This is a genomic window from Bacillus sp. RB3, assembly GCF_030164735.1.
Taxonomy (GTDB): domain Bacteria; phylum Bacillota; class Bacilli; order Bacillales; family Bacillaceae_G; genus Bacillus_A; species Bacillus_A cereus.
The window spans coordinates 19594-44785 of the sequence record NZ_JASNGE010000016.1 but is presented as its reverse complement, the minus strand read 5'-3'; the positions used below and the strand labels follow the sequence as shown (position 1 = coordinate 44785).

Below are 25192 nucleotides of genomic sequence, written 5' to 3'. Positions count from 1 at the left end.
CACAGTAAGGAGATGTTCCTCGAGTACGAATAAGATGACATTATTTATTCCAATGCATCTCTTGGTGTTTCAAAAGCCGACTAGTTCATTTATAAACATAAAGATTTAGGAAGGATAACAATATAAAAAGGAATAGGAAAACTTATATTTCAGTCTACCTCTTCTTTTTCATCACCAAATTACTGCTGAACATATATGGAAACTGATCCTCCACTTACTTGAAACTGTCCCCATCCGTCCTTATTAATTGTTACAGTATTCGTTTGATTACCCGTAATATCGTACCATACTTCCCCTGCGTTATTCTTTCCAACATCCATCCACTTTGCCCCTCCTGGTCCATCAGAGATTAATGTTGCTAAACCAGAATTAGCATGTACACTATCACCTTCTCTTGTCCAGCCAATCACATCTGGATGATCAAAATAATCACGCTGCGTACCATATGCAAAGTTTTTTCGTGCCGTCAAAATCGGATCAATTTTGTCCTTTAACGCTGGAATTTCATAGTTACTATTTCCTTTTGTACCATAGTAATCACCATAGAAAACAGAAGGATACCCCTCTGCACGCGTTAAAATAAATGCATATGCCAGCGGCTTGAACCAAGGGCTCACTACAGATTCCAATGACTGACCAGGCTGTGAATCATGATTTTCAACTAGAGTAACCGCAAGTGTAGGATGATTCGCAACTACCGTTCCTTTTAAAATATTTCTCATATCATAATTTCCATTTCCTGTTGAAGCATAATGAAAATTATAATGAAGTGGTGCATCGAACACAGATTGATTATAATTAACCTTCGCTAAATAATTATTTAAAGTCTGGATATCATTTTGCCAATATTCAGCTACTGTAAACATTTCTTTCCCTGTTTGCTGTCTAACGTGATTTACCCAATCGCGCAAATATTCATGATCAATATGTTTAACAGCATCTAAACGAAAACCATCTAAATTTAATTCATTCGCATACCACGTTCCCCATTTTTTCATTTCATTCGCAACATCTGGATGATCAAAATCAAGATCCGCATACATCAAATAATCATAATTCCCATTCTCGCTAGACACTTCCCAGTCCCATGCTTTACCTATGCCCCTAAATTTATAAATTCGGTTTAATTTCCTTCCTTCATCCCAATCCGTTCCGTCAAAATGATACCATTTCCATTTGAAATTAGAATAAGAATCTCCACGCCCTGGAAAGTTAAATCCCGTCCACGCACTAATTTCATAATCACCTGATACTTCAATATTCCGATTGCTCGGGTCTACCTCAACTGCTGTGACAGTTTCTGTATAATCAGCCCCACCTTTATGATTCATAACTACATCACCGTATACATCGATGTTTTTCTTATGTAAAGCGTCAATTGCAGATTTCAATTGTGCTTTCGTCCCATATTTCGTCCGCACTGTTCCCTTTTGATTGAATTCCCCCAGATCATATAAATCATATGCTCCATATCCTACGTCATTTTGCGTAGTTCCTTTATATGCAGGTGGTATCCAAACAGATGTAATTCCTTTTTCCGCTAAATTTTCAGCATCAGTACGCAAACGATTCCAATGATTCCCATCATTCGGAGCATACCACTCAAAATACTGCATTAACGTTCCATTGTTAACTGTGTCTGCATATGCTTTACTCCCGTCATATATACTAGGTAAAAACATAACAACTGACAATCCGACTATTGTTATTCTTTTAAACATCTGTACACCATCCCCTTCCAAGAAAGCGTTTGCATTGTTTATCAGAATTATTATAATATTCGTCCCACCGTTAGTAAAGTAGCAATCTCTCACTCTCTCATATTATTTTTAATCTAATTTCAAATATTCAACGTAGTTTTAATTTCACATCCTATTCAAGATTGTTTACAATTTACCTATAAAAGCATAACGGAGGGATTTCGATGACAGACTTTCAAAAACAATTTTTCGCACGATTACATATAGAAGAAAAAGACACAGTTTCATTTGAAGATTTATCTAACATTATGTACGCAATGGCACAAACTGTTCCTTTTGAAAACTTAAATATTCTCGAAAAGAATTTTAAAGAAATATCAAAAGAAAATTTGAAAGAGAAAATTTTAGTAAATAACCGTGGCGGTCTTTGTTATGAACTCAACCCTACTATGTATTACTTCCTGAAAGATTCTGGATTCGATGTTCATCTCGTTTCAGGAACAGTTTATAACGCTGCAAACTCCATATGGGCTGTTGATTCTGGCCATATCGCAACCGTTTTAACACATCATAATGAACTTTATTTAATTGAAGTAGGATTCGGATCATACTTACCTCTTGCCCCTGTCCCTTTCTCAGGTGAAGTCATTCACTCTATTACAGGAGATTATCGTATTCGTAAAGAAATGACCGAAAAGGGAAACTACATTTTAGAGATGCGGAAAAACAATGAGTTCTTGGATCAATCTTCTGCTGATGATTGGACGTTAGGCTATGCATTTTATATAGAAGAAGTGGATGAAGAAAAAGCAAATACAGCACAAAAAATTATCGTTGAACATGAAGGATCACCCTTTAATAAAGTACCTCTTATTGTAAAACTAACTGAAGATGGGCATGCCTCTTTAACGAAAGATAGCCTTACAGTAGCAAAAAATGGTAAAAAAACGAAAGAAACCGTTACAGACATGCAATATACAAACCTTTTACATTCAAAATTCGGAATTACACTATAAGTAAGTAAGCCTTGTTATTTCAGCAGGGCTTTTCAATTTTCAGCAGGGATTTTTTGCAATTTGTTGTATTTCATAGTTATATAGAAATATAACTACATGTTTAGAAAGGAAATGATTATGACAGAACTTAAAGATCGATTACAAGTAGCTGATATAGAAAAATGGGATTTAACAGACATTTACCATACAATTGAAGATTGGGAAAGTGATTTTCATAAAATTGAAGTATTAACGAAGAAATTACACGAGTTTAATGGAAATATTCACGATGGCAATAGTTTATTAGCTTATTTAACGAAGAGTGAAGAAGTTTCTAGCATAATATCTTTAATGTTCGCTTATGCACGATTACAATCTGACCTTGATACACGCGATACTGACGCGCAATCTCTTGTCGATAAAGTATCACAATTACACGTGAAAGTAAGTGCAGCGAAATCTTTCTTTTCCCCCTTCTTACTTAGCATAGACGAAAACACATTACATTCTTACATAGAAGAAACAGAAGGCTTACAATATTATAAAGAAGACTTATTTGAATTATACCGTTATAAAAAACACGTATTAAATAAGGACCAAGAAGAAATTTTATCACAAATGGGTGAAGCTCTTTCTTCTCCACAGCACACATTTGGTATGTTAAATAATGCAGATATATTATTTGGTGAAGTGACGACTGACGATGGAGAAAAAGTGAACTTAACACGCGGAATGTATGCAAAGTTAATAGAAGATACGAATCGTGAAAAGCGTAAAGAAGCTTATAAAGCATATTACAAACCATATGTTCAGTTAAAGAATTCCATCGCATCTACTTTATCCGCTGCTATTAAAAATAATGTTACTGTTTCGAAATTAAGAAACTATCCATCAGCGCTAGAGAAATCATTATTTGGCGATATGGTTCCGAAAGAAGTATATGAAAACCTAATTGATACAACGAAAAAAAACATTCAAACATTACATACATACAATGAAATTCGAAAAGAAAAATTAAACGTAGATGAACTAAGACAATACGACTTAGGCGTCGATTTAGTAGAAGGTGCAAAACAAGACATCCCATATAGTGAAGCATTTGACATTATGATTGCATCACTAGCTCCTTTAGGAGAAGAATATATTGAGACATTAAAAAGTTTTAAAGATAAAAGATATATAGACGTAAGAGAAACACCAGGGAAACGTTCTGGTGCTTATAACTTTGGTGTATACGGCGTTCATCCTTTCATTCTTTTAAATCATCACGATGATTTAAACAGCCTGTTCACTCTTACTCATGAATGCGGTCACGGTATGCATACGCACTATTCACATGGATACCAACCAAGAATTTCTGCACATTATTCTATCTTTGTCGCAGAAGTCGCTTCTACAGTAAATGAAGTGTTATTAATTCACTATTTATTAAAAGAAGCAAAAGATACGAACGTGCGTAACCATTTAGTTAACCATTTTATTGAGAAATTTAAAGGTACTTTCTTTACACAAATTATGTTTGCAGAATTTGAAAAAATCACACATGAAATGGCTGAACAAGGTAAACCATTACATGCACAAGTCTTCAGTGAAATTTATGAAAAGCTATTTAAAGAATATAACGGTGATTCACTTGTATTTGATGAAGAAGTAAAATACGGATGGGCTAGAATCCCTCATTTCTATCGCCCGTTTTACGTATACAAATATGCAACTGGATTCGCATCTGCCATTCAAATCGCTGATAAACTATTAAGCCGTGATCCGAATGCTCAGAAAAATTATATTGAATTCCTTAAAGGCGGAAGTTCAGACTACCCATTAAACTTATTGAAAAAAACTGGCGTCGATTTAACAACGCCAGAACCGATTGAAAGTGCATTAAAACAATTCACTCAACTTGTTGAGGAGTTTTCAACATTATAAAAAGCATGCAGAGTATATGCTCTGCATGCTTTTTATTTGAATTACTCTATTCTATATGCTGCTGCGTCACACAATGAATCATACCACCGTATGCATACAATTCGTTAACATATATACCGACAATTCTTCTCCCTGGAAATTGACCTTCAATGATTTGAAGCCCTAATTTATCATGTTCATCACCGTATATAGGTACCAATACAACTTCATTACCAATGTAAAAATTTAAGTACGATCCTTTACAATCTGCTTCTTTTACCACTTTTCTTGTTACTGGTACTGGAATGAGCTGAAATGGCTTTCCATCTATATTTTTCGCTTGCCGCAATTCTTGATAATGCTTTTCGTACGCCTCCAAAAGGTATGGCTCTCCTTCATCGAAAGGATCATATTCATACAGTATCGTATTTTCATTTACAAACCGTGCCGCGCCATCAATATGATAATCCGTATCTTCATCATAATTATCTTCTCCGCGTATACCAGTTATCCATATAAAATTTGTTACTCCTAAATATTTCGTTAACTCCATTTCAATTTCTTTCTGACTTAGTGTGGGATTTCGATTTTCATTTATAATAGACGTTTTCGCCGCCATTAAGGTCCCGTTTCCGTTTATCTCAATTCCCCCACCCTCTAGACAGACACTAGATTCAGCTTTTGGAATGCGATACACTTCACTTATTTTATTCGGAATATTAGCGTCTTTTTCGTACGGATATTTATTTCCCCAACCATTAAATATCCAGTGCGTTAGGCAGCGATTCCCTTCCTTATCCGTTACAAAGATTGGTCCGTTATCTCGTATCCAAATATCATCAGTTTCTTGAATTAAGAAATCAATTTTATCCATATTTACATTAGCTTCAATTAGCTTCGATTGGACATGTATTTTCTCTTCTTCATCACATACAACAATATGGACATTTTCTCCATAGTGAAGCTCCTTTGCCATCGATATCCAAATTTCATCTAACTTAGCTCTGTAGCCTTCACCTCTATGTGCTTTATCATGTGGCCATTGGAGCCATGTACCTTCATGTTTCTCCCATTCCGCAGGCATATAAAACAAACTATTCTCTATATTTCTCATACGTGTTCACCCCTTATATGAATGTACGTACAGTCTATACTTTGACATCGTGTTAAAGTCAACAGGAATATCTTCATTTACTTGTAGCAACTTTATAAGGTGATTCTTTACTTCTCCTTTTTATTATGATAAATTGCTTTCATACATAGAATAAGGATTGACATAATGTTAATGTCAATCCTTATTCTCATTCTATTTTCGTAACTAAAAAACAAATTTGTGTCACATACTCTTCTGCTAAACAATCACATTCAGGTCCCTTTATATAAACCTCATATGGCGAATTAATTATTACATACCCATTTCTTTCAATCCATTCTTCTAACGCTATATAAGCGTAACCTATATAGTCGTAACTTCCATAATGCATAGTAGTAACGATATGATGTGGACTTAGTTGTTTCATTTCATACTCTTGTGCTACGTCTTCATCATTCCCCTGCATAACCGGAATTCTTAACTCAATATCACTGTTACTTGGAATATATTCTTCATCATAAAAGACTGCAGATGGAGAACCAACTATTTGAAAGTTATTTTTTTGTACCTCTTCATATAAGTCATAAAAATAATCATCCATATCATCTATATCTATTTTTACTCTTTGAGTAATTAACGTTACTTCGTTCCTCATTCCCATTAATATATCGTAACTTCTATGGCGAGCAGTATTTAGACTACTATTCACCATTACCATTTCATTCATTTCTGAAATAACCTGTAAATTTTGCTTCACTTCCTGAGACAACTCGATAATTTGTGATTGTATATGTTGAACAAACGAATCTTGATCCGATGACTGCAAAACAATTTTAATTTTTGGAAGAGGAAATTTATACTCCCTTAGCTTTTTTATTTTCAGCGCTACTTCCAGCTGCTCTTGTTCATAATACCTATACCCATTAACCGGATTCACATATGCCGGTTTTAATATCTCCTCTTTGTCATAATGTCTTAACATCCGCGTACTCATTTTACAAATCCGAGAAAACTCAGCGATGGTATACATATCAATACTCCTTGAATATATTTTCTTTTCATTACTTATTTATTAAAACCAATCAAAAATCTTCTTCATTGAAAAATTTCCATTCTGATTTTTCAATCTTCTCATTTTCGAAGGTAACAAATGACTTGGACAATACCACGTTAAACAATTCATCGCGCCTCCCATTGTTGATATTTCTCCTACATGAATTTGAATAACTTGTTTCTCCGTATACTGTTGAATATATCGTAAAACTTCCTCATCTTTAGCTAATCCAAACTTAGGAACATAAAGAGCATCACATGATTCTAACATATTTATATACAACCCTTTTGCCGATGCTATCTCTTGATCATATTGTCCTTTCTCTGTATATGATGAAGGAACAACTATAAATTCAGCTTCTGGCATTTGTTCTTTAATAATCTCTTGAACACTATATGTAAATTCATGATCCCCTAAAAAATCACTAATAAACATTGTATGTTCATCAATAAATTTAACCATTCCGTCTGCGTGTGCTAGTACATCCCCTTCTTCAGCAGGAATAATAATAACTCGGCTCACATCTAAATCCCATTCTAACTGCTCAATAATTTCCTCTTCTGTCCAATCATCGTTATCATCAAATATGCGTTCTGTTAATATTACAGTATCTTTTTTATTCCAAATAAGATTACCACCATCTAATATTAATGGGGATTTTACATATTCAAAGTCATTCTTTTTCAACCATTTATTAAATTGTTGATCTAAATATCGCCCTTGATCATCTAGCAAATAATTTGGTCGATATTTAAATTTAACTAGATGATTTGTGACAACCGGTGCAACATCTCTTAGCCAAATATCATCATACTCAAAACAGCTCGTATGAAAGTCTTGTTCTTCAACAGATAAAGATATAAGTTGATCCGCAATTGATTTCTTTTCATTTAAACATTCATTAAAGTAAATCAAGTCTTCATAAAATGGTTGATAATATTCATTTGATTCGTCTGGTATTGCAGTAAAAATAATGCCATTATGTTTTTGTTCCATATTATTTACCTCACTTTTTAATAGTAGTTACATAACTGATTTTACAAAGCCAACTATTCCTCAATTTATGTCTTTTTTCATTACAACTCATGCAACATGTACATTTCATGAATGGATTATAGCATGGAGAAATATTATATATTTATATAAAAAATATAAAGCTGACGTTAAGCCTTAAATTGACTCTTGACAAGTTTTTTAAATACCATATTTTAAAACAACAATAAATGATTAAATGATAACTAGATTCATTACCATCCAATTTCAGTTCTTGTATAAACTGAATGACTTCTTTCATAAGAAACACACTTAGAACAACCCCTAAGCAAATTAAAGCTACATTTAAAATGTACTGTAAAACGATAGGGAAATACGAAAACAATATTTTAAAATTCTTTAACACAAACATTTTTCTCCTCTACCATATAAAACGAAAAGCGAACATACACTACAATTCAATTATCATTATATTTAAACTTTATTTTCACAAATAATAAGGAACGACAAAATAGGTAAAGATAAGATTCCACCTATTTTGTCTATATAGCAGCACAACGAAATTACAATCAATTACTTCAATGCAATGGGTTGTTGTTGTGTCACACAATGAATCATACCGCCGTTTTTATACAACTCTCTCACATCAATACCGACTACTTTACGATCTGGGTATAACTTCTGAATCGTATCGTTTGCGATTTTATCATTCGGATCATTATAATTAGGCACTAATACAACTGTATTTCCAATATAATAATTGATATACGACCCCTTATAATCGAGAGTTTTTCCATTTTCTAAAGCAACCTTTTCTTTACTAAGCGGCAAGTATTCATACTTATATTTCTGTCCTGAAGCATTTTTTGCATCTAACAATGTATCCATATCTTTATTAGATAAACCCCATTCGGCTAGGTCATCTTCTTTCATCGTTACAATGGTAGATTTATTATGGAATTTAGCAAATCCATCAATATGAAAGTCCGTAATATCTAAATTAGGTACTCCGTCTAACCAAATAAAGTTTGATACCCCAAGGTCACTTATATATTTTTCAATTTCCTTTTCTGATAAATCAGGATTTCTATTTTTATTCGTCACCGCACTTCGAGTTAATAAAGCAGTCCCATTGCTGTCTAATTCAATAGCGCCGCCTTCAAGGACAAATTTCCCCCAATCAACTCTTTCAATTCCTGATTGTTTACTAACATTTTTACGTATTTGAGCATCATTTTTATACGGTGTTTTCTTCCCCCAACCATTAAATGCTGGATCTAATATTTTGACATTTTTATTGCTGTCATAAATAAAAATTGGTCCACTGTCCCTTGCCCATACATCATCAGTAGGCGCGATAAAGAAATCAATCTTCTCCATATTTAACCCTTCATCTGTTAAAAGGTTATTGATTCTTTCTTTTTCTTCCTGGTCATATGCAACAATGTGGACTTTCTCACCCTCAGTTAAAGCACTTGCCATCTTAACCCAAATAGGTTCAACTTCCTTCTTATACTCTTCACCATATGTGTATTCATGTGGCCATTGTAGCCATGTACCTTCATGTTTATCTTTTTCATCTGGCATCGAATATTTTCCAGTATTTTTCTGTACCTCTACTTTTTCTCCTTCTTTCCCTTTAACGTTTTCATTGTTCCCCTCAAAAGAGCATCCACTAATAATCGTTGTAGATAATGTAGCTATTAAACAAAACTTTATTGCTTTTTTCATTTTTTCAACCTCCTGTTCTTGTCTCCAATAATGTAAAGCTTCACATAGTGTGAAGCTCAAGCTTTTTTATCAATGTAAAAATTACCAATTGTTCTTTGCATTACTTAACATTTAACTACCTATTTAGATTTATTCAAATGCCAATCACCTTTCTTACCTATTTATCCCGCTATTTATGGGCAGTAAGACCCCCACCTCAAAATTCAGCGGAAGCAAAGAAGTTAAGTGGGGGCCCTGCTGCCCGTAAAAGCCCGATTGATGAGGGCTTCTACTCAGTGGGGGATGAACAAAGCCTCTCCACTGAGTAAAGTTTCACTTTATTCAGTAAGTAACACTTTACAAAATAAAAAAATCGGTATTGATAATTCCATATCAATACCGATTTTTTATAATTATTTTCCTTCTATTAAATCATTCGCCATTTTCCTAAATTCTTGATTAAATGCATCATTCATACCATTTTGGACGTTAGAAAATAATATGACAAACGTTCGTTTATCCCAGTTAAAATTATTAAATGTGTTCCAGCCAGCTAATACACCGTGGTTATGATAATAATCTGGGTAAATATAGAAACTAAATCCATATTTTCTTGCAGGTGATGCAGAAAACATATCTGATACACTTTGTTTAGAAAGTAGTTTACCATCCATAATAGCTTCATCTAACTTTTTCATATCTTCAACAGTCGTATACATTTCACCACAACCATACAGCCAGTTCATTTTTAAGCGAGGTGTGGCTATTAACTTATTATCTTTTTTCGTATACCCTTCTGCTAAGAAAATATCTTCTGGGAGTGTTGCGCCCATTCCAGATTCATGCATTTCAACAGGATTCAAAATATTTTCTTTCACATATTCAGCAAGTGGTTTATTTGATATTTTTTCTACAATATATGCAAGCACCATATAATTATAATCTGTATATTTCCATCCTGTCCCTGCTGGAAATTGTAACGTTTGTGCCCCAATCCACGTTACTAATTTTAACCGTGATGCTGCGTCAACACTACCTTGTCCCTGTTCTGGTAATCCAGACGTATGTGTTAACAAGTTTCGTAACGTAATGTTTTTATCTGCTGGAAACGATGGGATATATTTATTTACATTGTCTTCAATGTTCAACTTCCCTTTTTCTTTTAGTTGCATAATAGATATTGCAACAACTGTTTTCGTAATAGAGCCAATGCGATATTTCGTTCTTGGCGTTGTTAATACTTGATCTTTCACATTCGCATAACCGTAGCCTTTTCGTAAAATGACATGACCTTTACTTGCTACAAGAACACTCCCATTAAATCCTTTATCTTTTAAGTACTGATCTAGTTTTCTAGCTGCAATTTCATAACGCTTTTTCTCATTCGCATCAATTTCCTGCTTAACATCTTTTTGCTTACTATTTACATTAGAAAATGCCTTTGCATCATATTTTTTTCCTTTATTTGCATGTATTAGTGTAACAACACTTCCACAAAAAACAGCAAAAATAAAGAAAATGATTAACCATTTCTTTAACATACTAGGAGCCCTCTTTTATCTAGTTTCACTTAACGTACATCCATTCTATTTTATATCTTTTAATTATCAAGTATATTATAATATTATTTAATATTCACTCTGTTAAAACTAGATTCCTTTTTCTCACTTTCAATTTTGACTACTCTCTATTGTATTTCTTTCTTGCAAAATTTCCAACATACAATCGGATGCATTACAATATAATTTCAAATTCTTTTGTAACATTTGTTACATACTAAAAAGAATGGAGATGTAATATGAAAAACACCGATAAACACAATCGTTTAGATGATAAGATGTTTCATTATCGGATAACAAAAAACAACATGTTATTAATCGAATATTACAGAAAACAGATTATGACATTAAAAGGAAATGATGCTGAAAAATTTTTAAATAAAATAAATCATGCAAATAACAATAAAGAAAAACAGCTAATTATGGCTAAAATTACAGGTAATTTCAAAAGAGGTAATGAACGAAATTGAAAACGAATCTCATTTACATTTTGATTATACAACAAATAAAAAAAGAAATGTCGCTCATTCAACATTTCTTTAGATTTTCTTCATAAAAAATTTACATTGCTAACATTCCTTCATTTTCTATATTTCCTATATAAGCTAACCGCTGAAATAGTTAGTAATACAACTATGCATAACCACGCATACGTATATCCCTTCTTATCTACAATATAACCAAATAAAGCAGGCGCAGCAATAATGGCAATTTGATTTAATGTAAGTGCAAAACTCACTGTCATCCCTACCGATTCTTCACTTGCTGATTCCGCAACTTCAGTTATAAAAAGACTAAACCATCCAATTGAAAAGAACCCTAACAATGCACTTACACCATACAATACATTCATTATTGTATGTATGCTCATTACTAATATTAGAATGAAGAAAATAGAAATACAAACAGTTATAAATAAGAGGGTACGCCTATTCCCCTTATAAAATAAATCACTAGTAGCTGCTAATATAACCCTACCAACCATTCCAGAAAAGAACATAACGGAAAATACTTTTCCAGCTAAAATTGGCGTGATTGATTGTTCCAATACTAAAAATTTTATAAAGTGTGCAACTAACACCATTTGCAATGAAATCATACAAATGCCAGTTATATAAATTGCATACAATTCTTTTTTACACATCACTTCTTTTAACTGCATCCAAAAAGAAAGTTTACTACGTTCTTGTTTAACTTTCTCTTGAGTATATGGTTCCTTATAAAATATAAAAAATAAAAACCCTCCAATTATACAAATGCATGCAATGCTATTTACCGCATAAGCCATATTATATTTTATTGTAAGAAACGGGATCAATACTCCCGCTAATGTACCACCAATCGGTATACCGGCTTGTCTAATCCCCATCGCTAACCCGCGATTTTCTTTTGAGAACCACTTCATTATCACCTTACTTCCTCCTGGCTGCGAAACACTATAAAACGTTCCTACTAATAAGAGTACAAAGAGTAACCCATTAAATCCATTGACCATATTAGTCAGTAAAAACGAACCTCCTAGTAAAAATGAACTTATCGAAATTAACAACTTTTCATTGTATTGATCAAGTAGCCGCCCGACAAAAAGCATACAAAATAGCGGTCCCATATTTACAACACTTACTAACAATCCAATCTCCGTATTTGTAAGTGCATATTCTTCTTTCCAAAATAAAGCAAACGCTCCAACACCATACGTTATAAGTGTCGCTGTTGTTTGAGCAACCGTCGCAAAAATTAACATAATCCACTTATAAGTACTATTCACCCTTTCTTCCATTAACATAATAATCCCTCCATCCCCTTCCATTGTATGAAAGTTCTGATATCATATAAAATAAAGATTTATCATGTAATCCATCAAAAAAAATGATACCTTGTCTGGAGGGATGATACTTGGATATAAAAGATTTAACTGTATTTTACGAAGTTGCGAAAGAAAAAAACATATCTCATGCAGCTAAAAATTTAAACTATGTACAGTCTGGCGTAACAATGCGTATGAAACAACTAGAAAACGAATTAGGTGTGCCTTTATTTTATCGAAACGGAAAAGGTGTAACTTTAACTTCTAACGGTGAGATTTTATTAACATACGCCAAACAAATTATCCACTTAATGGATCAATCTGTTAAAGCAGTTCAAAGTAATGGGATCGAACCAAGAGGCACTTTAAAAATTGGATGTACAGAATCTACAACCCCTGTAAGACTTCCATCTATATTAATGGCCTATTATGAGAAATACCCAAAAGTCGAATTAATTTTAGAATCAAATACGACGGAACAATTAATTAGGCTTGTACTAGAACGAAAACTGGACGGAGCGTTTATAGCTGGCTCTACTCAGCATGCCGAACTTCATACAAATATATTTCGTGAAGAAGAATTAGTTCTCATTAGCAAAAAGCCTTTATCTTCCTTTAAAGACATAGGAGACATGAATTTACTTGCATTTAGTCACGGGTGCTATTATAGAAATTTATTAGAAGATTGGCTTCAAGAAGAAGGAATTTCACCTAAGCGAGTATTTGAGTTTGGAACAATTGAAGCGATACTCGCATGTGTAAAATCAGGTATGGGCATAGCAATTATGATGAAGTCTATTTTAAATGGTCATAAACATGACATATCATTCAATCCTTTACCAAATAGCTTCAAAAAAGTTCCTACTACTTTTATTACTAGAAAAGATATATATCACTCTGCTGCATTACAAAAATTTATGGAGATGACTCGCAATGCGTGAAAAGAAAATACGTGGTATGAAACGAAAAACAAACACTATGATAAAGCGAATTGAGGAACATACAAAAACGTTCCCTTCTACTTTCTATAACGATGAATACTGGAATATGCCTTTACCAGTTTCTCAAGCTTTTATCGATTCGTGTAAAACGCCTAGAAAAGTAAAACGATTATGTATTCAAACCTTATTAAATCAAGCAAATCATTTAATAAATATAAAACCTAGGGATACACATACATATCGAGTTGTTGTTTTGATTTCTATAAATAATTTGTGGGATTCGCAAATCATTATATTTAAAAATGAGGACTACTTTCATAATTTCTTTAATAGAGATAGTGAATTTCAAAAATGGATTCTTCTTTCAAATGAAATTGATTTTTGGGAGACATGGGAAATTTCAGTTTGTCATTCCTTCAAAACGCTTCACTTTCAAGAAATTATTTATGATGCAGATGAATGCTATGAAAAAGAGATTACGTTTATCGGGGAGTTAAATTACAAAGGGTATACCTAAAACACTGGTATACCCTTTTCCACTTATTTTTCCTTCAATACACTATGTAATCGATCCGGATAATTTGTAAACATTCCTGTAGCACCCCATTTGATTAACAGTCTCATATCGGGTTTCTCATTAATTGTATAAGGGTGAATTAACAGTCCATTTTTCCTAGCCATTTTCATATATGACTCATCAATAATTAGTTCTCCGTTATCATTACGTAAGTTTGGTCCAATACCAGCTGCATACTTTTTAATTTCTTGAAAATCATCATTTGTTACACTTTTCGGTTCATGTGTAATGCCAGACCATTCAACAATTTCATTGTTTTCATTTGGATAATACCAAAGCAATTGAACTAACGGAATATTTTCATTCATACTATGAATCTTTTTCAAACTATCTTTACTAAATGATTGAATCATAACACGGCTAGAAGACATGTTTTGGCCTACTAAATTATATTTTTGTAACAACGCCAACAATTTCTCTTCCATTCCTGGATACACATCTGGTGATTTTGTTTCAATATAATACTTCATACTTCTTCCATACTTTTGGAAGATTTCTTCAAGAGTTGGAACCTTTTGCCCAACATACTCTTGCTTAGCCTTTTCTGGATACGCTTTATTAAACCATGATCCAGCATCTAAACTCTTTATTTCGCTTAACGTTTTATCGCGTACTTCGCCTGTTCCATTTGTAGTGCGATCAACTGCTGTATCATGCATTGCAATTAATTGGCCATCCTTTGTTAATTGAATATCTAACTCTAAATAATCCGCTTTCATTTTTTTAACTAAATCATAAGAAGCAAAAGTATGCTCAGGTGCATGTCCACTTGCTCCGCGATGTGCAATATTTAAAAGCTTATTCGTATTCCACTCATGCTTTCCTTCTGCTTTCGCATGAACAGCTCCCCCAGCAAAGATGCTTCCCGTCATAAAGAAAATAACTAAAACGCTAATAATCTTTCTCATCCTTCAAACCCTTCCTACGTTGCAAATTTCAACAAGCTAATGAGATTTACACGAAATAGAAGACACACTTTCATTATTTTTATAAACCTATATTAAAATTCCAATCTTACAAATATACTTTCTCTATATTATTAATATAGAAAACTAGTATTATCCTATTTAATTTCTATAGCCCTCCTTTTCACATGTAACTCCCTATTTTGTACGGTTCATTCAATAAAAAAAGCCATAAATTATTTAGAATACACTCCTGTGTCCCTAAATAAATTTATGGCTTTTCTCAAATATCTCCGGCCTCTATTAACTTGTCGAATTTAATCATATCAAACCTATTGAAATTTGTGAATATTTTTTTCAGTACAGTGAAGCACATAAAACAATATTTCTGTAGTTACTTAAAAATCACATAATAAATTTCTCATTACCTCTTCCAATACTATATCTGGATTTACTACCGTTTTTTCCGAACGCCATCCGATAAAGCCATCTGGTCTAATTAATACAGCACCTCCATTCTCTATACCATATAATTTACTAAAAATATCTTCTGGAGCAATAAAGTCTCCACTTAAGCCAACACGATACCCTTTTAGATGTATTCCTAATTTAGCTGAAACAGCATGTGCTGCCTCAGCCCAAGAACTATTTTCTACTCCTGTAAGTAATACAAAACTGTTACCGAATAAGTCTAATGTAGAAACTTTCTTCCCCTCATACGTTCCCCATAAATGTGGCGCTCGCGTTCCAGGTCTTCCGTTCAACTCTATGCTATCCATTCTATGCGGAGTGACTGAATCATCTATAATCGCCTCTGAACAATACTGATATCCAACTGTAACAGCTAAACCATCCATATTATTCAAACTGCCTTCCTCTCTATTCGCAGCACGAAACAGTAAACTACTTGCATAAGCTGTCGTTAATTTTGCAACAGAGTGTCTCTCCTCATGATATGTTTCTAACAATTTTGGTTTTGCCTTCCCTTTTATAACAGCCGCTAATTTCCAGGCTAAGTTATGTGCATCTTGTATTCCTGTATTTGAACCAAATCCTCCTGTTGGCGGCATAATATGTGCAGAATCTCCAACTAAAAAAATTCGATTTTCTTGAAATTTCACCGCTGTACTTTCGGCCGCTTCCCACGGTAAAACACTTAATATTTTTGATTCAACATTTGTACTTCCAATTGCTATTTGAATAATTTGTTTACAACGTTCTATAGTGAAGTCCTCTAGCCCCTCTCCTTTTAATGGATCGTAGGCTACATGATAAATCCATTTTTTTACGTTATCAACCGGGATAAGTGCACCAAGAACCTCCGGATGAAGTACCATCGAAAAACCGAATGCATCTCCTTGTATAAGCTCTCTTAAATCAGCTTCAAAATAAATATTCATATAATAGCCACCAATGGTTCCACGACCCTCAGTTTTAATCCCTAACTGCTCACGTATTTTACTTTTCGCTCCATCCGCTGCAATTACATAGTCACAATGTATGACACTTTCTTTTTCTGTTTCACGATTTCGAATCGTTGCTTTTACCCCGTTTTCATTTTGTTCAAATGAAACTAATTCATGATAAAAAGATAGTTGCTCGCCTAATATTTTCGCTTCTTGTAACATCATCTCTTCTAAAATAATTTGATAACACGCAGTTTGTTTTGATGGACTAATCTTTTCTATTTTTTGAAGTAACTCTTCATCGTTTCCGTATTGCGTCGCTCTCATTTGTTCCAATTCTTCTTTATTCGCCTCAGCTATTGTATGAACCGCTATTCTTCCTCTGCAGTTCTCTAATGCTTTACCTGCCAATTTAATTCTTTTTTCCAAGCCTAATTCTCGAAATAACTCCATTGTACGTAAAGTAAGACCGCCTGCTTTCGGATGAATGGCAGTAGACGGATGCCTTTCAATAAGTAAGTACTCAATGTTATGTTTTGCAAGAAATAACGCAGACGCTAACCCAGATAATCCCCCTCCAACAATTAAAACTGGTACATAATTCGATTTCATATATTTACCCTCCACATCATTGTTCTGAGCTCAGTGACATAAATATAATCAAAAAAAACATTAAAATATAGACTTATATTTCATTTTGAATTATCATATGGATAGATTACGCCCCAAAATTCCTTTTACCTTTTCATACATCTATAATCCACCTGAATTGTGTCTGTATGAAAGTGTAAAACAAAAGAACGTACTTTACGTTGAACCATGTTCTATCGTAAAAATCAAAAATAATACAAACATTATAAGCGGTCGTAACCTTATGGATTATACAAGGTTACGACCGCTTATTTTATTGTTACATCATTTTTTTTAAAACTTCATCTATTTTGTTATGTAATCCTGCCAATCCCTTTTCTATCTCCCTATAATTTTCAACAATAAAAAATTCATTCGTCTCGATTTTCTTTCTCAATATTGCACCTCGTACAACAATCATGTAGCATTACCGTATCGAAGTAATGGTTCATCATCTTAAACCTTTCGACTAATTACCTGGAGGCAAAGTGATTGAAATGAATAAACAAGAACAATTAAATATTATAAAAAAAGATTTTATTGATTCTCAAAAAGTATTATTGGCAATTGGTGATGAAACACGTCAAGCTATTTTATTAGTGCTAATGGAAACAGAATGTCAAACAGGATTACGTGTAGGAGAAATTACGAAGCAAACACACCTTTCCCGTCCAGCCGTATCACATCACCTTAAGATTTTACGAGAAGCTGGCATTATTTTAATGAGAAAAGAAGGTACAAAGAATTTTTATTATATTGATATACGTACAAAATTAGGTTTATTAAAAAATCTTGTATTAGATATTGAGAAGCTATTGCAAAACTTTTATTAAAACTTGGAGGTATAAGAAATGAAAGCAATGATAATTGATAGATATGGAAAAGTCCCAATGTGTATGGCAGAGGTACCTACTCCTGAAATTAATGAGTATGAAGTGCTCGCAGAAATTCATGCAGCTAGCATTAACCCAATTGATTTTAAAATACGTGATGGAAAAGTTAAAATGTTACTGAAATATGAAATGCCTCTAATCCTTGGGAATGACTTTTCCGGTGTCATCACGAAGGTTGGATCAAAAGTGACTCGTTTTAAAGTCGGTGATGAAATATATGCTCGTCCAAGAAAAAATAAGATTGGTACTTTCGCGGAGTATATAGCCATTCATGAAGATGATATTGCTTTAAAACCAAAAAATCTAAGTTTTGAGGAAGCGGCTTCGATTCCACTCGTTGGCTTAACTTCCTATCAAGCTTTACATGACATCATGCAATTACAAAAAGGACAAAAGATTTTAATTCACGCTGGATCCGGTGGAGTTGGTACTTTCGCAATTCAGTTAGCAAAAATAATGGGTGCTACTGTTACAACGACTGCTAGTGAAGCTGGTGCAAATTTAGTAACGTCTCTTGGCGCAGATGAAATTATTAATTACAAAACAGAAAAATTTGAAGATATACTAAAAAATTATGATGCGGTATTTGATACAATCGGCGGTGCAACACTTGAAAAATCATTCAATATTATAAAAAGCGGAGGAAACATTGTTTCAGTTTCAGGTATGCCGAATGCTCGCTTCGGTAAAGAATTTGGTTCAGGATTCTTTAAAACTCTCTTATTTTCATTAGCCAGCAAAAAACTTACTGCACTTGAAAAAAAGCATAATGCTCAATATTCATTTTTATTTATGAAGCCAAGCGGGGATCAATTACGTACTATTGCAAACTATATTGAAGCCGGAAAAATCAAACCGGTAATCGATCGAGTTTTCCCTTTTGAAGATGCGCAAAAAGCAATGGAATATTCAGAGTCTGGAAGAGCAAAAGGAAAAATAATTGTAAAAATTAAATAATAATAAAAACCTCCATTTTCTTAAAATGGAGGTTTTAAATTTGCTGTTAAATAGACATAGTGCAATGAAGTCCTTACAATAGATTGCAAGGGGAAATATTATATTATACTTTTAGTTAACTTTACAAAGAATACATACGTACAAATACATAACTTAAAATACAAAAAGGAGGAGATACAATGACTAAAAATAATGAAACAGGTTGGAATTTAGATAATAGTTATACGACTTTACCACAATCATTTTATACAGAAATCCCCCCTACTCCCGTAAGTTCACCGGAGTTAGTTAAACTAAACCATTCATTAGCGATATCTCTTGGCTTGACCCCTGAAGAACTGAAAAAGGAAGCTGAAATTGCTATTTTCGCTGGTAATGCACTCCCAGAAGGAGCTCATCCATTAGCTCAAGCATATGCTGGCCATCAATTCGGACATTTTAATATGTTAGGCGACGGTCGTGCTCTTTTAATTGGCGAACAAATTACTCCTTCAGGTAAGCGTTTCGATATTCAACTGAAAGGTTCTGGCCCTACTCCCTATTCACGCCGAGGAGATGGTCGTGCTGCACTCGGTCCGATGCTACGTGAATATATTATTAGCGAAGCAATGTATGCACTCGATATTCCAACTACCCGCAGTTTAGCAGTTGTCACAACCGGTGAACCAACATATCGTGAAACAAAGTTACCTGGAGCAATTTTAACTAGAGTAGCTAGTAGCCATATACGCGTCGGTACATTTCAATATGCTGCAGCTCGTGGTTCAATAGAGGACCTGAAATCACTAGCTGACTATACGATAAAAAGGCATTACCCAGAAATTGAATCCCATGAAAACCGATATACTGCATTACTACAAGCAGTCATTAAAAGACAAGCTAGTCTTATCGCAAAATGGCAACTTGTTGGATTTATTCACGGTGTAATGAACACTGACAATATAACGATCAGTGGCGAAACAATTGATTACGGTCCTTGTGCATTTATGGACAATTACGACCAAGGAACCGTATTTAGCTCTATTGACACACAAGGTCGTTATGCATATGGAAATCAACCATATATGGCCGCATGGGATCTCGCACGACTAGCAGAATCTTTAATACCGATTCTGCACGAAGATGATGAAGAAGCACTAAAAATCGCTCAAGACGAAATTTCGAAATTTAGCGTACAGTATGAAAACAATTGGTTCCTTGGAATGAAAAAGAAATTAGGACTATTTAGCAACGAAGAACAAGATCAATCACTTATTGAGCAACTTTTAAAAATGATGGAGAAATATAAAGCAGATTACACTAATACATTCCGTTCATTAACTCTTGATACGTTAGAAAATATCCCTCTATTCGATAGTCCTGAATTTAAAGAATGGTACAAACTGTGGCAATCTCGATTAGAAAAACAAGAAGAATCGAAAGAAAACGCCTACGAGATGATGAAAAATAATAACCCATCAATCATCCCGAGGAACCACCGTGTAGAAGAAGCACTAGAAGCAGCTGTTACAAATGACGACTATAGCGTAATGGAGAAACTTCTTGAAGCTTTATCAAATCCTTATGCGTATTCTACAGATCAAGAAGAATACTGCATTCCGCCTGCACCGACGAATCGCCCTTATCGTACTTTTTGTGGGACTTGATTAAAAATTTGTTTTTATTTTAACCCAAAATTTATTAAGTTAACTATTAATCACAAACTTAAAAGTTGCTTTCAATATTGAAAGCAACACATTTAGTATCCAACCTTAAACAAGTCACAAATTATAATTTGTGACTTGTTTAATTACCCACGTTCAATAGAAGGTTTGTTTTGCAGGCATCGTTGTATCTTCAGAGACAGCATATGGATTTTCATTAGGTTTTATAATTATAAACGTTCCACCATATCCACTGTGAGCTAATTTATTGCAAAGACCTTCTACCATAAAACCCCATAACTCCAGCTGCTATTCCCATTATAGATAATCCCAGTTTTTTCTTTATTTTAATGCTTCTTTTTCAAATATTCTCTTTTTTATTTCATAACTCATAAAAAAATACTTTTCTGCTTTTTCTATATTACCTACTTTATGAAACTCTAATGCCAGACTTTCAGTATATTCGTGAATATACTCCGATAAATTTTTTCTTTCAAAGTAAGAAAAACCTTCAAGAATAATTTTTTCTATTTTTTCTACCTCTAAATGCTGACAAAATCCCTTTAGAATTAAAAAGTGATATCTATATTCATCATTTTTTAATTCCTCACAAACCTTCAATCCACTTTCAATTAATTCCTTCGCTTTTTCTATTTCACCTAATTTATAATATTCTCTTGCCTCTAAAAAGATTGCCTTATAATGAGTAGGCATTTTTTTAGAAACCTCAGATAAGTGTCTAATTGCTAAAACTGAAAGATTTTGACTCGCATACAATAAACCTAAATTATGTCTGATTCTTAATACTAACATTTCTGCATCATTTTTTTGTAAAATGTTTATTGCTGACGCAATATATTCCTCACCTTTATCATGCTGCTTTAATTCCGAAAAAGATAATCCTAATATATTTTCGCACAGCGCTATGTTCACTTCATACCCTGCTTGTTTAACAAAGATATCTCTTGCCTTTGAAGCGTATTCAATAGCTGAATATGCGTAATGCAAGTGGTATTTTAATATAGCAACTCTATAATTAAACTCTGTATATTCAATTTCATCTGAAATATGCTCTAATAACCCTTCAGCTTTTTCAAAATAGTTGCTAGCTTCACTATAATTAGTAAGAATTGTATAATGAATGGCTTTGAATAAATAATAATAATAATTAGAATATTCATCATTTGGTTTAGGCAATGCATCTATTTTATCAAAAGCTTTTTTCAAATTACCTAAACCATCTATTAGCACTTTATATCGAAATTCTAACAGATAATAGTGAAATGAAACCTTTATATCTGATTCGATAATATAAAGCTTTTTATCGATCTCTTCTTTTAATTTTTTTGCTTCACTTATACGTTGAGCTCTAATATCTCGATACCAATCATTCAGCATCTTATTAATTAATTCATTGCCAGTGATTTGTATATTCATCAAATCCACTCTCCTTCTTTTAATTATCATAAAAATAACATAATTCGATTATTTATATCTATCTATATATTTCTCAACAATTGAACGAAATTCATTCACTGAATTTTGTTCAATATTTTAATAGACCCGCTGTAAATATGAATACTTTTTCTTATAACCTCTGAATATGAGTATCCTTAAAATCCGTCTCATATTTCAATCCATATCCAAACATTCGATCCATTCCAATATGTGCTGTCCATATTAAGCCAATCATTATAACGATATCCATCTTAAAATAGACACCTATTAGAACAATTAATATGGATATGATATATGTGTGACATACATTATATATTTTCGCACCAACGTGATTATTAATCCCATATGCTAACATTGATATATCCGGCGCTAAAAGGAATACAAAAAATATAATCCAACTAAACTCATATATCGAATACATATAAATCGTGGCTAAAAATACAACCATTCCTTCAAAATGTACAATACGTTTTTGCATTATTTATCATTCCTATTTTTCTATATTTATTGATACATTTTCATCGCTGAAAGTATTCTTTGTATTTTTTGACCAGATGGTTGCTAATATTGGCCCTGCAATGTTATGCCATACTGCCGCTAATACACTTGGGAGTGCAGCAACCGGTCCAAAATGTGCTGTCGCCAGCGCAACACCTAAACCTGAATTTTGCATTCCTACTTCTATTGAAATAGCCCTTCTTGTCCCTTCGTCTAGTCCAAGTACGAACGCAGTTATATATCCGAGCAAAAAACCGAAAGCATTATGGAGCATCACTCCAATAAAGATAAGAAGTCCTGAAGAAGTAATGCTACTTACATTTGCTGAAACAACTGCAGAAACAATTATGATAATTGCTACAACTGATATTAAAGGAATAACAGTCATTCCTTTATTAACGATATGAGGGAAAAACTTTTTCACTACTAGTCCTAAAATAATAGGCACAATAATGACTTGTACGATAGAAAGAAACATGGACATAGCATTTACTGGCATCCATTGCCCTGCAAGTAATAGTAGAATGAGCGGTGTAGCAATTGGTGCTAGTAACGTTGATACTGAAGTCATTGCAATAGACAACGCTAAGTTCCCTTTTGCTAAATAAACCATAACATTTGATGCAGTGCCACCCGGTACTGAACCGAGCAACACTAACCCAGCTGCTAATTCCGCTGGCAGATTCATAACGTAGGCTAGTACGTATGCGACAAGTGGCATAATAATAAACTGAGCACATACACCGATAATAACTGGTAATGGTTTTGTAGCTATGATTTTGAAATCAACAGCCTTCAATGTTAATCTCATCCCAAACATGATAACCCCAAGTAAAATCGTTATGTAACTAGTTAACCCGAGAAATGGCGCGGGAATGAAATATGCAATAGCTGCAATACAAATAACCCAAAATGCAAAATACTTTCCAGCTATATTACTTATCGCTTCTAGTACTTTCATCCACTCAGCCCCTATCTTTTAATTGAAACACCTTTTTCGGATTCAAAATATTTTGCGGATCAAGAACTTTCTTTATTTTCTCCATTACAAATAATGCCGCCCCATGTTCTTCTTCTTGATACTTTCGTTTCCCGATTCCAACGCCATGTTCTCCTGTACACGTTCCTCCTCGTTTAAGAGCATACTGAACGATACTTTCATTTATTTCGTCTGCCTTCTTCACTTCCTCCTTATCATTTGTGTCAATCATTAAGAGTACATGGAAATTCCCATCCCCAACATGACCGAGAATACCGCCAATAAGCCCTACTTTATGTAATACCTCTTTCGCATGTTGAATCGCTCCAGCTAATTCCGAAATTGGTACACATACGTCTGTACTCATTAGCTTTTTACCAGGATAACTATGCACGTAAGAGTACGCTAAGTTATGTCTTGCATCCCACAGCTTATTTCTCGCTGCTGTTTCCGTCTCAAACGCAATTTCTATACATTTATGATCAAGAACGATTTCTTTCGTAAATTCAATATCTTGCTTTAACCCTGCTTCATTGCCGTGAAACTCTAAAAACAGTGTCGGTTCTTCTCTGTAACTTGTTTCATTGTAATAATTTACTTGTTTCATAGATAATTCATCAACGAGTTCAATTCTCGCGATTGGAATACCTGCTTGTAATATGTTAATTACAGCTTCTACTGCATCATTTATAGTTGGAAACGATGCCCTCGCAGCCATAACATGTTCTGGTATACCGTATACTTTTAAAGTTAACTCCGTGAAACATCCAAGTGTTCCTTCTGAGCCTACGAAAATACCATTTAAATGATAACCTGATGATGACTTCGCTGCTAAATTCCCGGTATGTATTACTCCTCCATCAGCAAGAACGACTTCTAAATCTCGAACTTGATCACGCATTACCCCATACTTTACCGCTGTCGTTCCGCTCGCATTTGTAGCAGCCATTCCTCCTAACGTTGCATCAGCTCCTGGGTCTACACTAAAAAATAATCCATACTTTTTCAATTCTTTATTAAGCTGAGAGCGCGTCACCCCTGGCTGTACTCTCACAAGAAAATCCTTTTCTCTTATTTCAAGTATTTTGTTCATAAGAGAAAAGTCCATTGTAATTCCTTTTTCGTAAGGAATTACATGTCCCTCTAAACTGGACCCTACTCCAAATGGAACGACAGCTGTTCCGTGCTGAATCGCTATTTTCATTATCGCGCTAACTTCTTCGGTCGTTTTTGGAAAAACAACTACATCAGGTAAACTACTACTATGGTAAGATTCATCTTTACTATGTAACTCTCGTACTGTCATATTTATTACTACTCGATCTTCAGGAAGTATGCCTTTTAATTCATTTACTACATGTTCAATTGTTATTTCCATAATCAACTCTCCTTTTTGATTTTAAAACAAGTATACCATCTTTACACAAAATAATTAGAAAAATAAGATTATTAAACCTGAACATACAAAAAAGAACCTGCAGCACACGCT

Annotated in this window: 22 protein-coding genes; 8 read left to right on the top strand and 14 right to left on the bottom strand. The window is 33.7% G+C overall.

The window, feature by feature from the left end; genetic code table 11:
• Window positions 1–179 precede the first annotated feature (179 nt).
• The gene (amyS, locus tag QO049_RS19735) at window positions 180–1721 is read right to left on the bottom strand and encodes an alpha-amylase (RefSeq protein ID WP_000476399.1); all 1542 of its coding nucleotides are present in this window, start codon (window positions 1719–1721) and stop codon (window positions 180–182) included.
• A gap of 203 nt (window positions 1722–1924) precedes the next feature.
• On the opposite strand from amyS, the gene QO049_RS19730 reads away from it, so the two are divergent.
• Together QO049_RS19730 and pepF are read left to right on the top strand one after the other, a co-directional pair.
• Complete coding sequence (locus QO049_RS19730; RefSeq protein ID WP_000129195.1) at window positions 1925–2716, top strand: arylamine N-acetyltransferase family protein; 792 nt, start codon at window positions 1925–1927, stop codon at window positions 2714–2716.
• Window positions 2717–2833: 117 nt separating this feature from the next.
• Entirely contained in the window at window positions 2834–4621 is a 1788-nt protein-coding gene (pepF, locus tag QO049_RS19725) for an oligoendopeptidase F (RefSeq protein WP_284489409.1), read from the top strand.
• Window positions 4622–4667: 46 nt separating this feature from the next.
• On the opposite strand, the gene QO049_RS19720 is transcribed toward pepF, so the two are convergent.
• The 5 genes from QO049_RS19720 to QO049_RS19700 form a co-directional block, all read right to left on the bottom strand.
• Window positions 4668–5714 (bottom strand): agmatine deiminase family protein, encoded by a 1047-nt coding sequence (locus QO049_RS19720; protein WP_246960750.1) that lies wholly within the window; start codon window positions 5712–5714, stop codon window positions 4668–4670.
• Between the two features lie 187 nt (window positions 5715–5901).
• Window positions 5902–6723, bottom strand: coding sequence for a MerR family transcriptional regulator (locus tag QO049_RS19715; RefSeq protein ID WP_246960753.1), 822 nt, complete (start codon window positions 6721–6723; stop codon window positions 5902–5904).
• Between the two features lie 42 nt (window positions 6724–6765).
• A complete protein-coding gene (locus QO049_RS19710; RefSeq protein WP_246960754.1) occupies window positions 6766–7743 on the bottom strand; it encodes an agmatine deiminase family protein in 978 nt (325 codons plus the stop codon).
• A 570-nt stretch (window positions 7744–8313) separates the two neighbouring features.
• Entirely contained in the window at window positions 8314–9471 is a 1158-nt protein-coding gene (locus QO049_RS19705; protein WP_246960757.1) for an agmatine deiminase family protein, read from the bottom strand.
• A 392-nt stretch (window positions 9472–9863) separates the two neighbouring features.
• Window positions 9864–10991: a serine hydrolase domain-containing protein gene (locus tag QO049_RS19700; protein WP_246960759.1), complete on the bottom strand. Its 1128-nt coding sequence runs from the start codon at window positions 10989–10991 to the stop codon at window positions 9864–9866.
• 257 nt (window positions 10992–11248) lie between these two features.
• Here QO049_RS19700 and QO049_RS19695 point away from each other — a divergent pair, with 257 nt between their 5' ends.
• On the top strand, window positions 11249–11479 hold the full coding sequence (locus QO049_RS19695) for a hypothetical protein (protein WP_246960762.1): 231 nt from the start codon (window positions 11249–11251) through the stop codon (window positions 11477–11479).
• A gap of 110 nt (window positions 11480–11589) precedes the next feature.
• Here QO049_RS19695 and QO049_RS19690 read toward each other — a convergent pair whose 3' ends face one another.
• Window positions 11590–12795, bottom strand: a complete 1206-nt coding sequence (locus QO049_RS19690) for an MFS transporter (protein WP_246960766.1) — start codon at window positions 12793–12795, stop codon at window positions 11590–11592.
• A gap of 110 nt (window positions 12796–12905) precedes the next feature.
• Here QO049_RS19690 and QO049_RS19685 point away from each other — a divergent pair, with 110 nt between their 5' ends.
• Together QO049_RS19685 and QO049_RS19680 are read left to right on the top strand one after the other, a co-directional pair.
• Window positions 12906–13757, top strand: a complete 852-nt coding sequence (locus QO049_RS19685) for a LysR family transcriptional regulator (RefSeq protein ID WP_246960769.1) — start codon at window positions 12906–12908, stop codon at window positions 13755–13757.
• Window positions 13750–14274, top strand: coding sequence for a DUF3916 domain-containing protein (locus QO049_RS19680; RefSeq protein WP_246960787.1), 525 nt, complete (start codon window positions 13750–13752; stop codon window positions 14272–14274). The genes QO049_RS19685 and QO049_RS19680 overlap by 8 nt, the downstream gene beginning before the upstream one ends.
• Window positions 14275–14297: 23 nt before the next feature.
• Here QO049_RS19680 and QO049_RS19675 read toward each other — a convergent pair whose 3' ends face one another.
• Window positions 14298–15242, bottom strand: a complete 945-nt coding sequence (locus QO049_RS19675) for a glycerophosphodiester phosphodiesterase (RefSeq protein WP_001226349.1) — start codon at window positions 15240–15242, stop codon at window positions 14298–14300.
• Window positions 15243–15637: 395 nt separating this feature from the next.
• Window positions 15638–17257 carry an FAD-dependent oxidoreductase gene (locus tag QO049_RS19670; RefSeq protein WP_246960790.1) on the bottom strand — a complete coding sequence of 540 codons (1620 nt, stop codon included), beginning with the start codon at window positions 17255–17257 and terminating at the stop codon, window positions 15638–15640.
• A gap of 506 nt (window positions 17258–17763) precedes the next feature.
• Between QO049_RS19670 and QO049_RS19665 the strand changes: the two genes are divergently transcribed.
• From QO049_RS19665 to QO049_RS19655, 3 genes are all read left to right on the top strand, one after another.
• Window positions 17764–18108 (top strand): ArsR/SmtB family transcription factor, encoded by a 345-nt coding sequence (locus tag QO049_RS19665; protein WP_000571870.1) that lies wholly within the window; start codon window positions 17764–17766, stop codon window positions 18106–18108.
• 18 nt (window positions 18109–18126) lie between these two features.
• Window positions 18127–19125, top strand: a complete 999-nt coding sequence (locus QO049_RS19660; protein ID WP_246960792.1) for an NADP-dependent oxidoreductase — start codon at window positions 18127–18129, stop codon at window positions 19123–19125.
• A gap of 179 nt (window positions 19126–19304) precedes the next feature.
• Window positions 19305–20771, top strand: coding sequence for a protein adenylyltransferase SelO (locus tag QO049_RS19655; protein WP_016111437.1), 1467 nt, complete (start codon window positions 19305–19307; stop codon window positions 20769–20771).
• 153 nt (window positions 20772–20924) lie between these two features.
• On the opposite strand, the gene QO049_RS19650 is transcribed toward QO049_RS19655, so the two are convergent.
• The 5 genes from QO049_RS19650 to QO049_RS19630 all read right to left on the bottom strand — a co-directional run bounded on the left by QO049_RS19650 (window position 20925) and on the right by QO049_RS19630 (window position 25081).
• Window positions 20925–21056 (bottom strand): hypothetical protein, encoded by a 132-nt coding sequence (locus tag QO049_RS19650; RefSeq protein WP_000229164.1) that lies wholly within the window; start codon window positions 21054–21056, stop codon window positions 20925–20927.
• A 54-nt stretch (window positions 21057–21110) separates the two neighbouring features.
• Window positions 21111–22205, bottom strand: a complete 1095-nt coding sequence (locus QO049_RS19645) for a response regulator aspartate phosphatase (protein WP_246960795.1) — start codon at window positions 22203–22205, stop codon at window positions 21111–21113.
• Window positions 22206–22356: 151 nt separating this feature from the next.
• Window positions 22357–22704 carry a DUF4260 domain-containing protein gene (locus QO049_RS19640; protein ID WP_246960798.1) on the bottom strand — a complete coding sequence of 116 codons (348 nt, stop codon included), beginning with the start codon at window positions 22702–22704 and terminating at the stop codon, window positions 22357–22359.
• A 12-nt stretch (window positions 22705–22716) separates the two neighbouring features.
• A complete protein-coding gene (locus QO049_RS19635) occupies window positions 22717–23685 on the bottom strand; it encodes a bile acid:sodium symporter family protein (RefSeq protein ID WP_246960801.1) in 969 nt (322 codons plus the stop codon).
• A gap of 4 nt (window positions 23686–23689) precedes the next feature.
• On the bottom strand, window positions 23690–25081 hold the full coding sequence (locus QO049_RS19630) for an FAD-binding oxidoreductase (protein WP_000406571.1): 1392 nt from the start codon (window positions 25079–25081) through the stop codon (window positions 23690–23692).
• Between the last annotated feature and the right edge of the window lie 111 nt (window positions 25082–25192).

Excerpts from the sequence above, each read along its gene's own strand:
- QO049_RS19695 (WP_246960762.1), top strand. The coding sequence starts at position 11,249 with ATGAAAAACACCGATAAACACAATCGTTTAGATGATAAGATGTTTCAT.
- QO049_RS19670 (WP_246960790.1), bottom strand. The coding sequence starts at position 17,257 with ATGAAATCGAATTATGTACCAGTTTTAATTGTTGGAGGGGGATTATCT.
- amyS (WP_000476399.1), bottom strand. The coding sequence starts at position 1,721 with ATGTTTAAAAGAATAACAATAGTCGGATTGTCAGTTGTTATGTTTTTA.
- QO049_RS19730 (WP_000129195.1), top strand. The coding sequence starts at position 1,925 with ATGACAGACTTTCAAAAACAATTTTTCGCACGATTACATATAGAAGAA.
- QO049_RS19660 (WP_246960792.1), top strand. The coding sequence starts at position 18,127 with ATGAAAGCAATGATAATTGATAGATATGGAAAAGTCCCAATGTGTATG.
- QO049_RS19715 (WP_246960753.1), bottom strand. The coding sequence starts at position 6,723 with ATGTATACCATCGCTGAGTTTTCTCGGATTTGTAAAATGAGTACGCGG.
- QO049_RS19650 (WP_000229164.1), bottom strand. The coding sequence starts at position 21,056 with ATGGTAGAAGGTCTTTGCAATAAATTAGCTCACAGTGGATATGGTGGA.
- QO049_RS19700 (WP_246960759.1), bottom strand. The coding sequence starts at position 10,991 with ATGTTAAAGAAATGGTTAATCATTTTCTTTATTTTTGCTGTTTTTTGT.
- pepF (WP_284489409.1), top strand. The coding sequence starts at position 2,834 with ATGACAGAACTTAAAGATCGATTACAAGTAGCTGATATAGAAAAATGG.
- QO049_RS19655 (WP_016111437.1), top strand. The coding sequence starts at position 19,305 with ATGACTAAAAATAATGAAACAGGTTGGAATTTAGATAATAGTTATACG.
- QO049_RS19680 (WP_246960787.1), top strand. The coding sequence starts at position 13,750 with ATGCGTGAAAAGAAAATACGTGGTATGAAACGAAAAACAAACACTATG.
- QO049_RS19630 (WP_000406571.1), bottom strand. The coding sequence starts at position 25,081 with ATGGAAATAACAATTGAACATGTAGTAAATGAATTAAAAGGCATACTT.
- QO049_RS19690 (WP_246960766.1), bottom strand. The coding sequence starts at position 12,795 with ATGTTAATGGAAGAAAGGGTGAATAGTACTTATAAGTGGATTATGTTA.
- QO049_RS19645 (WP_246960795.1), bottom strand. The coding sequence starts at position 22,205 with ATGAATATACAAATCACTGGCAATGAATTAATTAATAAGATGCTGAAT.
- QO049_RS19675 (WP_001226349.1), bottom strand. The coding sequence starts at position 15,242 with ATGAGAAAGATTATTAGCGTTTTAGTTATTTTCTTTATGACGGGAAGC.
- QO049_RS19635 (WP_246960801.1), bottom strand. The coding sequence starts at position 23,685 with ATGAAAGTACTAGAAGCGATAAGTAATATAGCTGGAAAGTATTTTGCA.
- QO049_RS19640 (WP_246960798.1), bottom strand. The coding sequence starts at position 22,704 with ATGCAAAAACGTATTGTACATTTTGAAGGAATGGTTGTATTTTTAGCC.
- QO049_RS19720 (WP_246960750.1), bottom strand. The coding sequence starts at position 5,714 with ATGAGAAATATAGAGAATAGTTTGTTTTATATGCCTGCGGAATGGGAG.
- QO049_RS19705 (WP_246960757.1), bottom strand. The coding sequence starts at position 9,471 with ATGAAAAAAGCAATAAAGTTTTGTTTAATAGCTACATTATCTACAACG.
- QO049_RS19710 (WP_246960754.1), bottom strand. The coding sequence starts at position 7,743 with ATGGAACAAAAACATAATGGCATTATTTTTACTGCAATACCAGACGAA.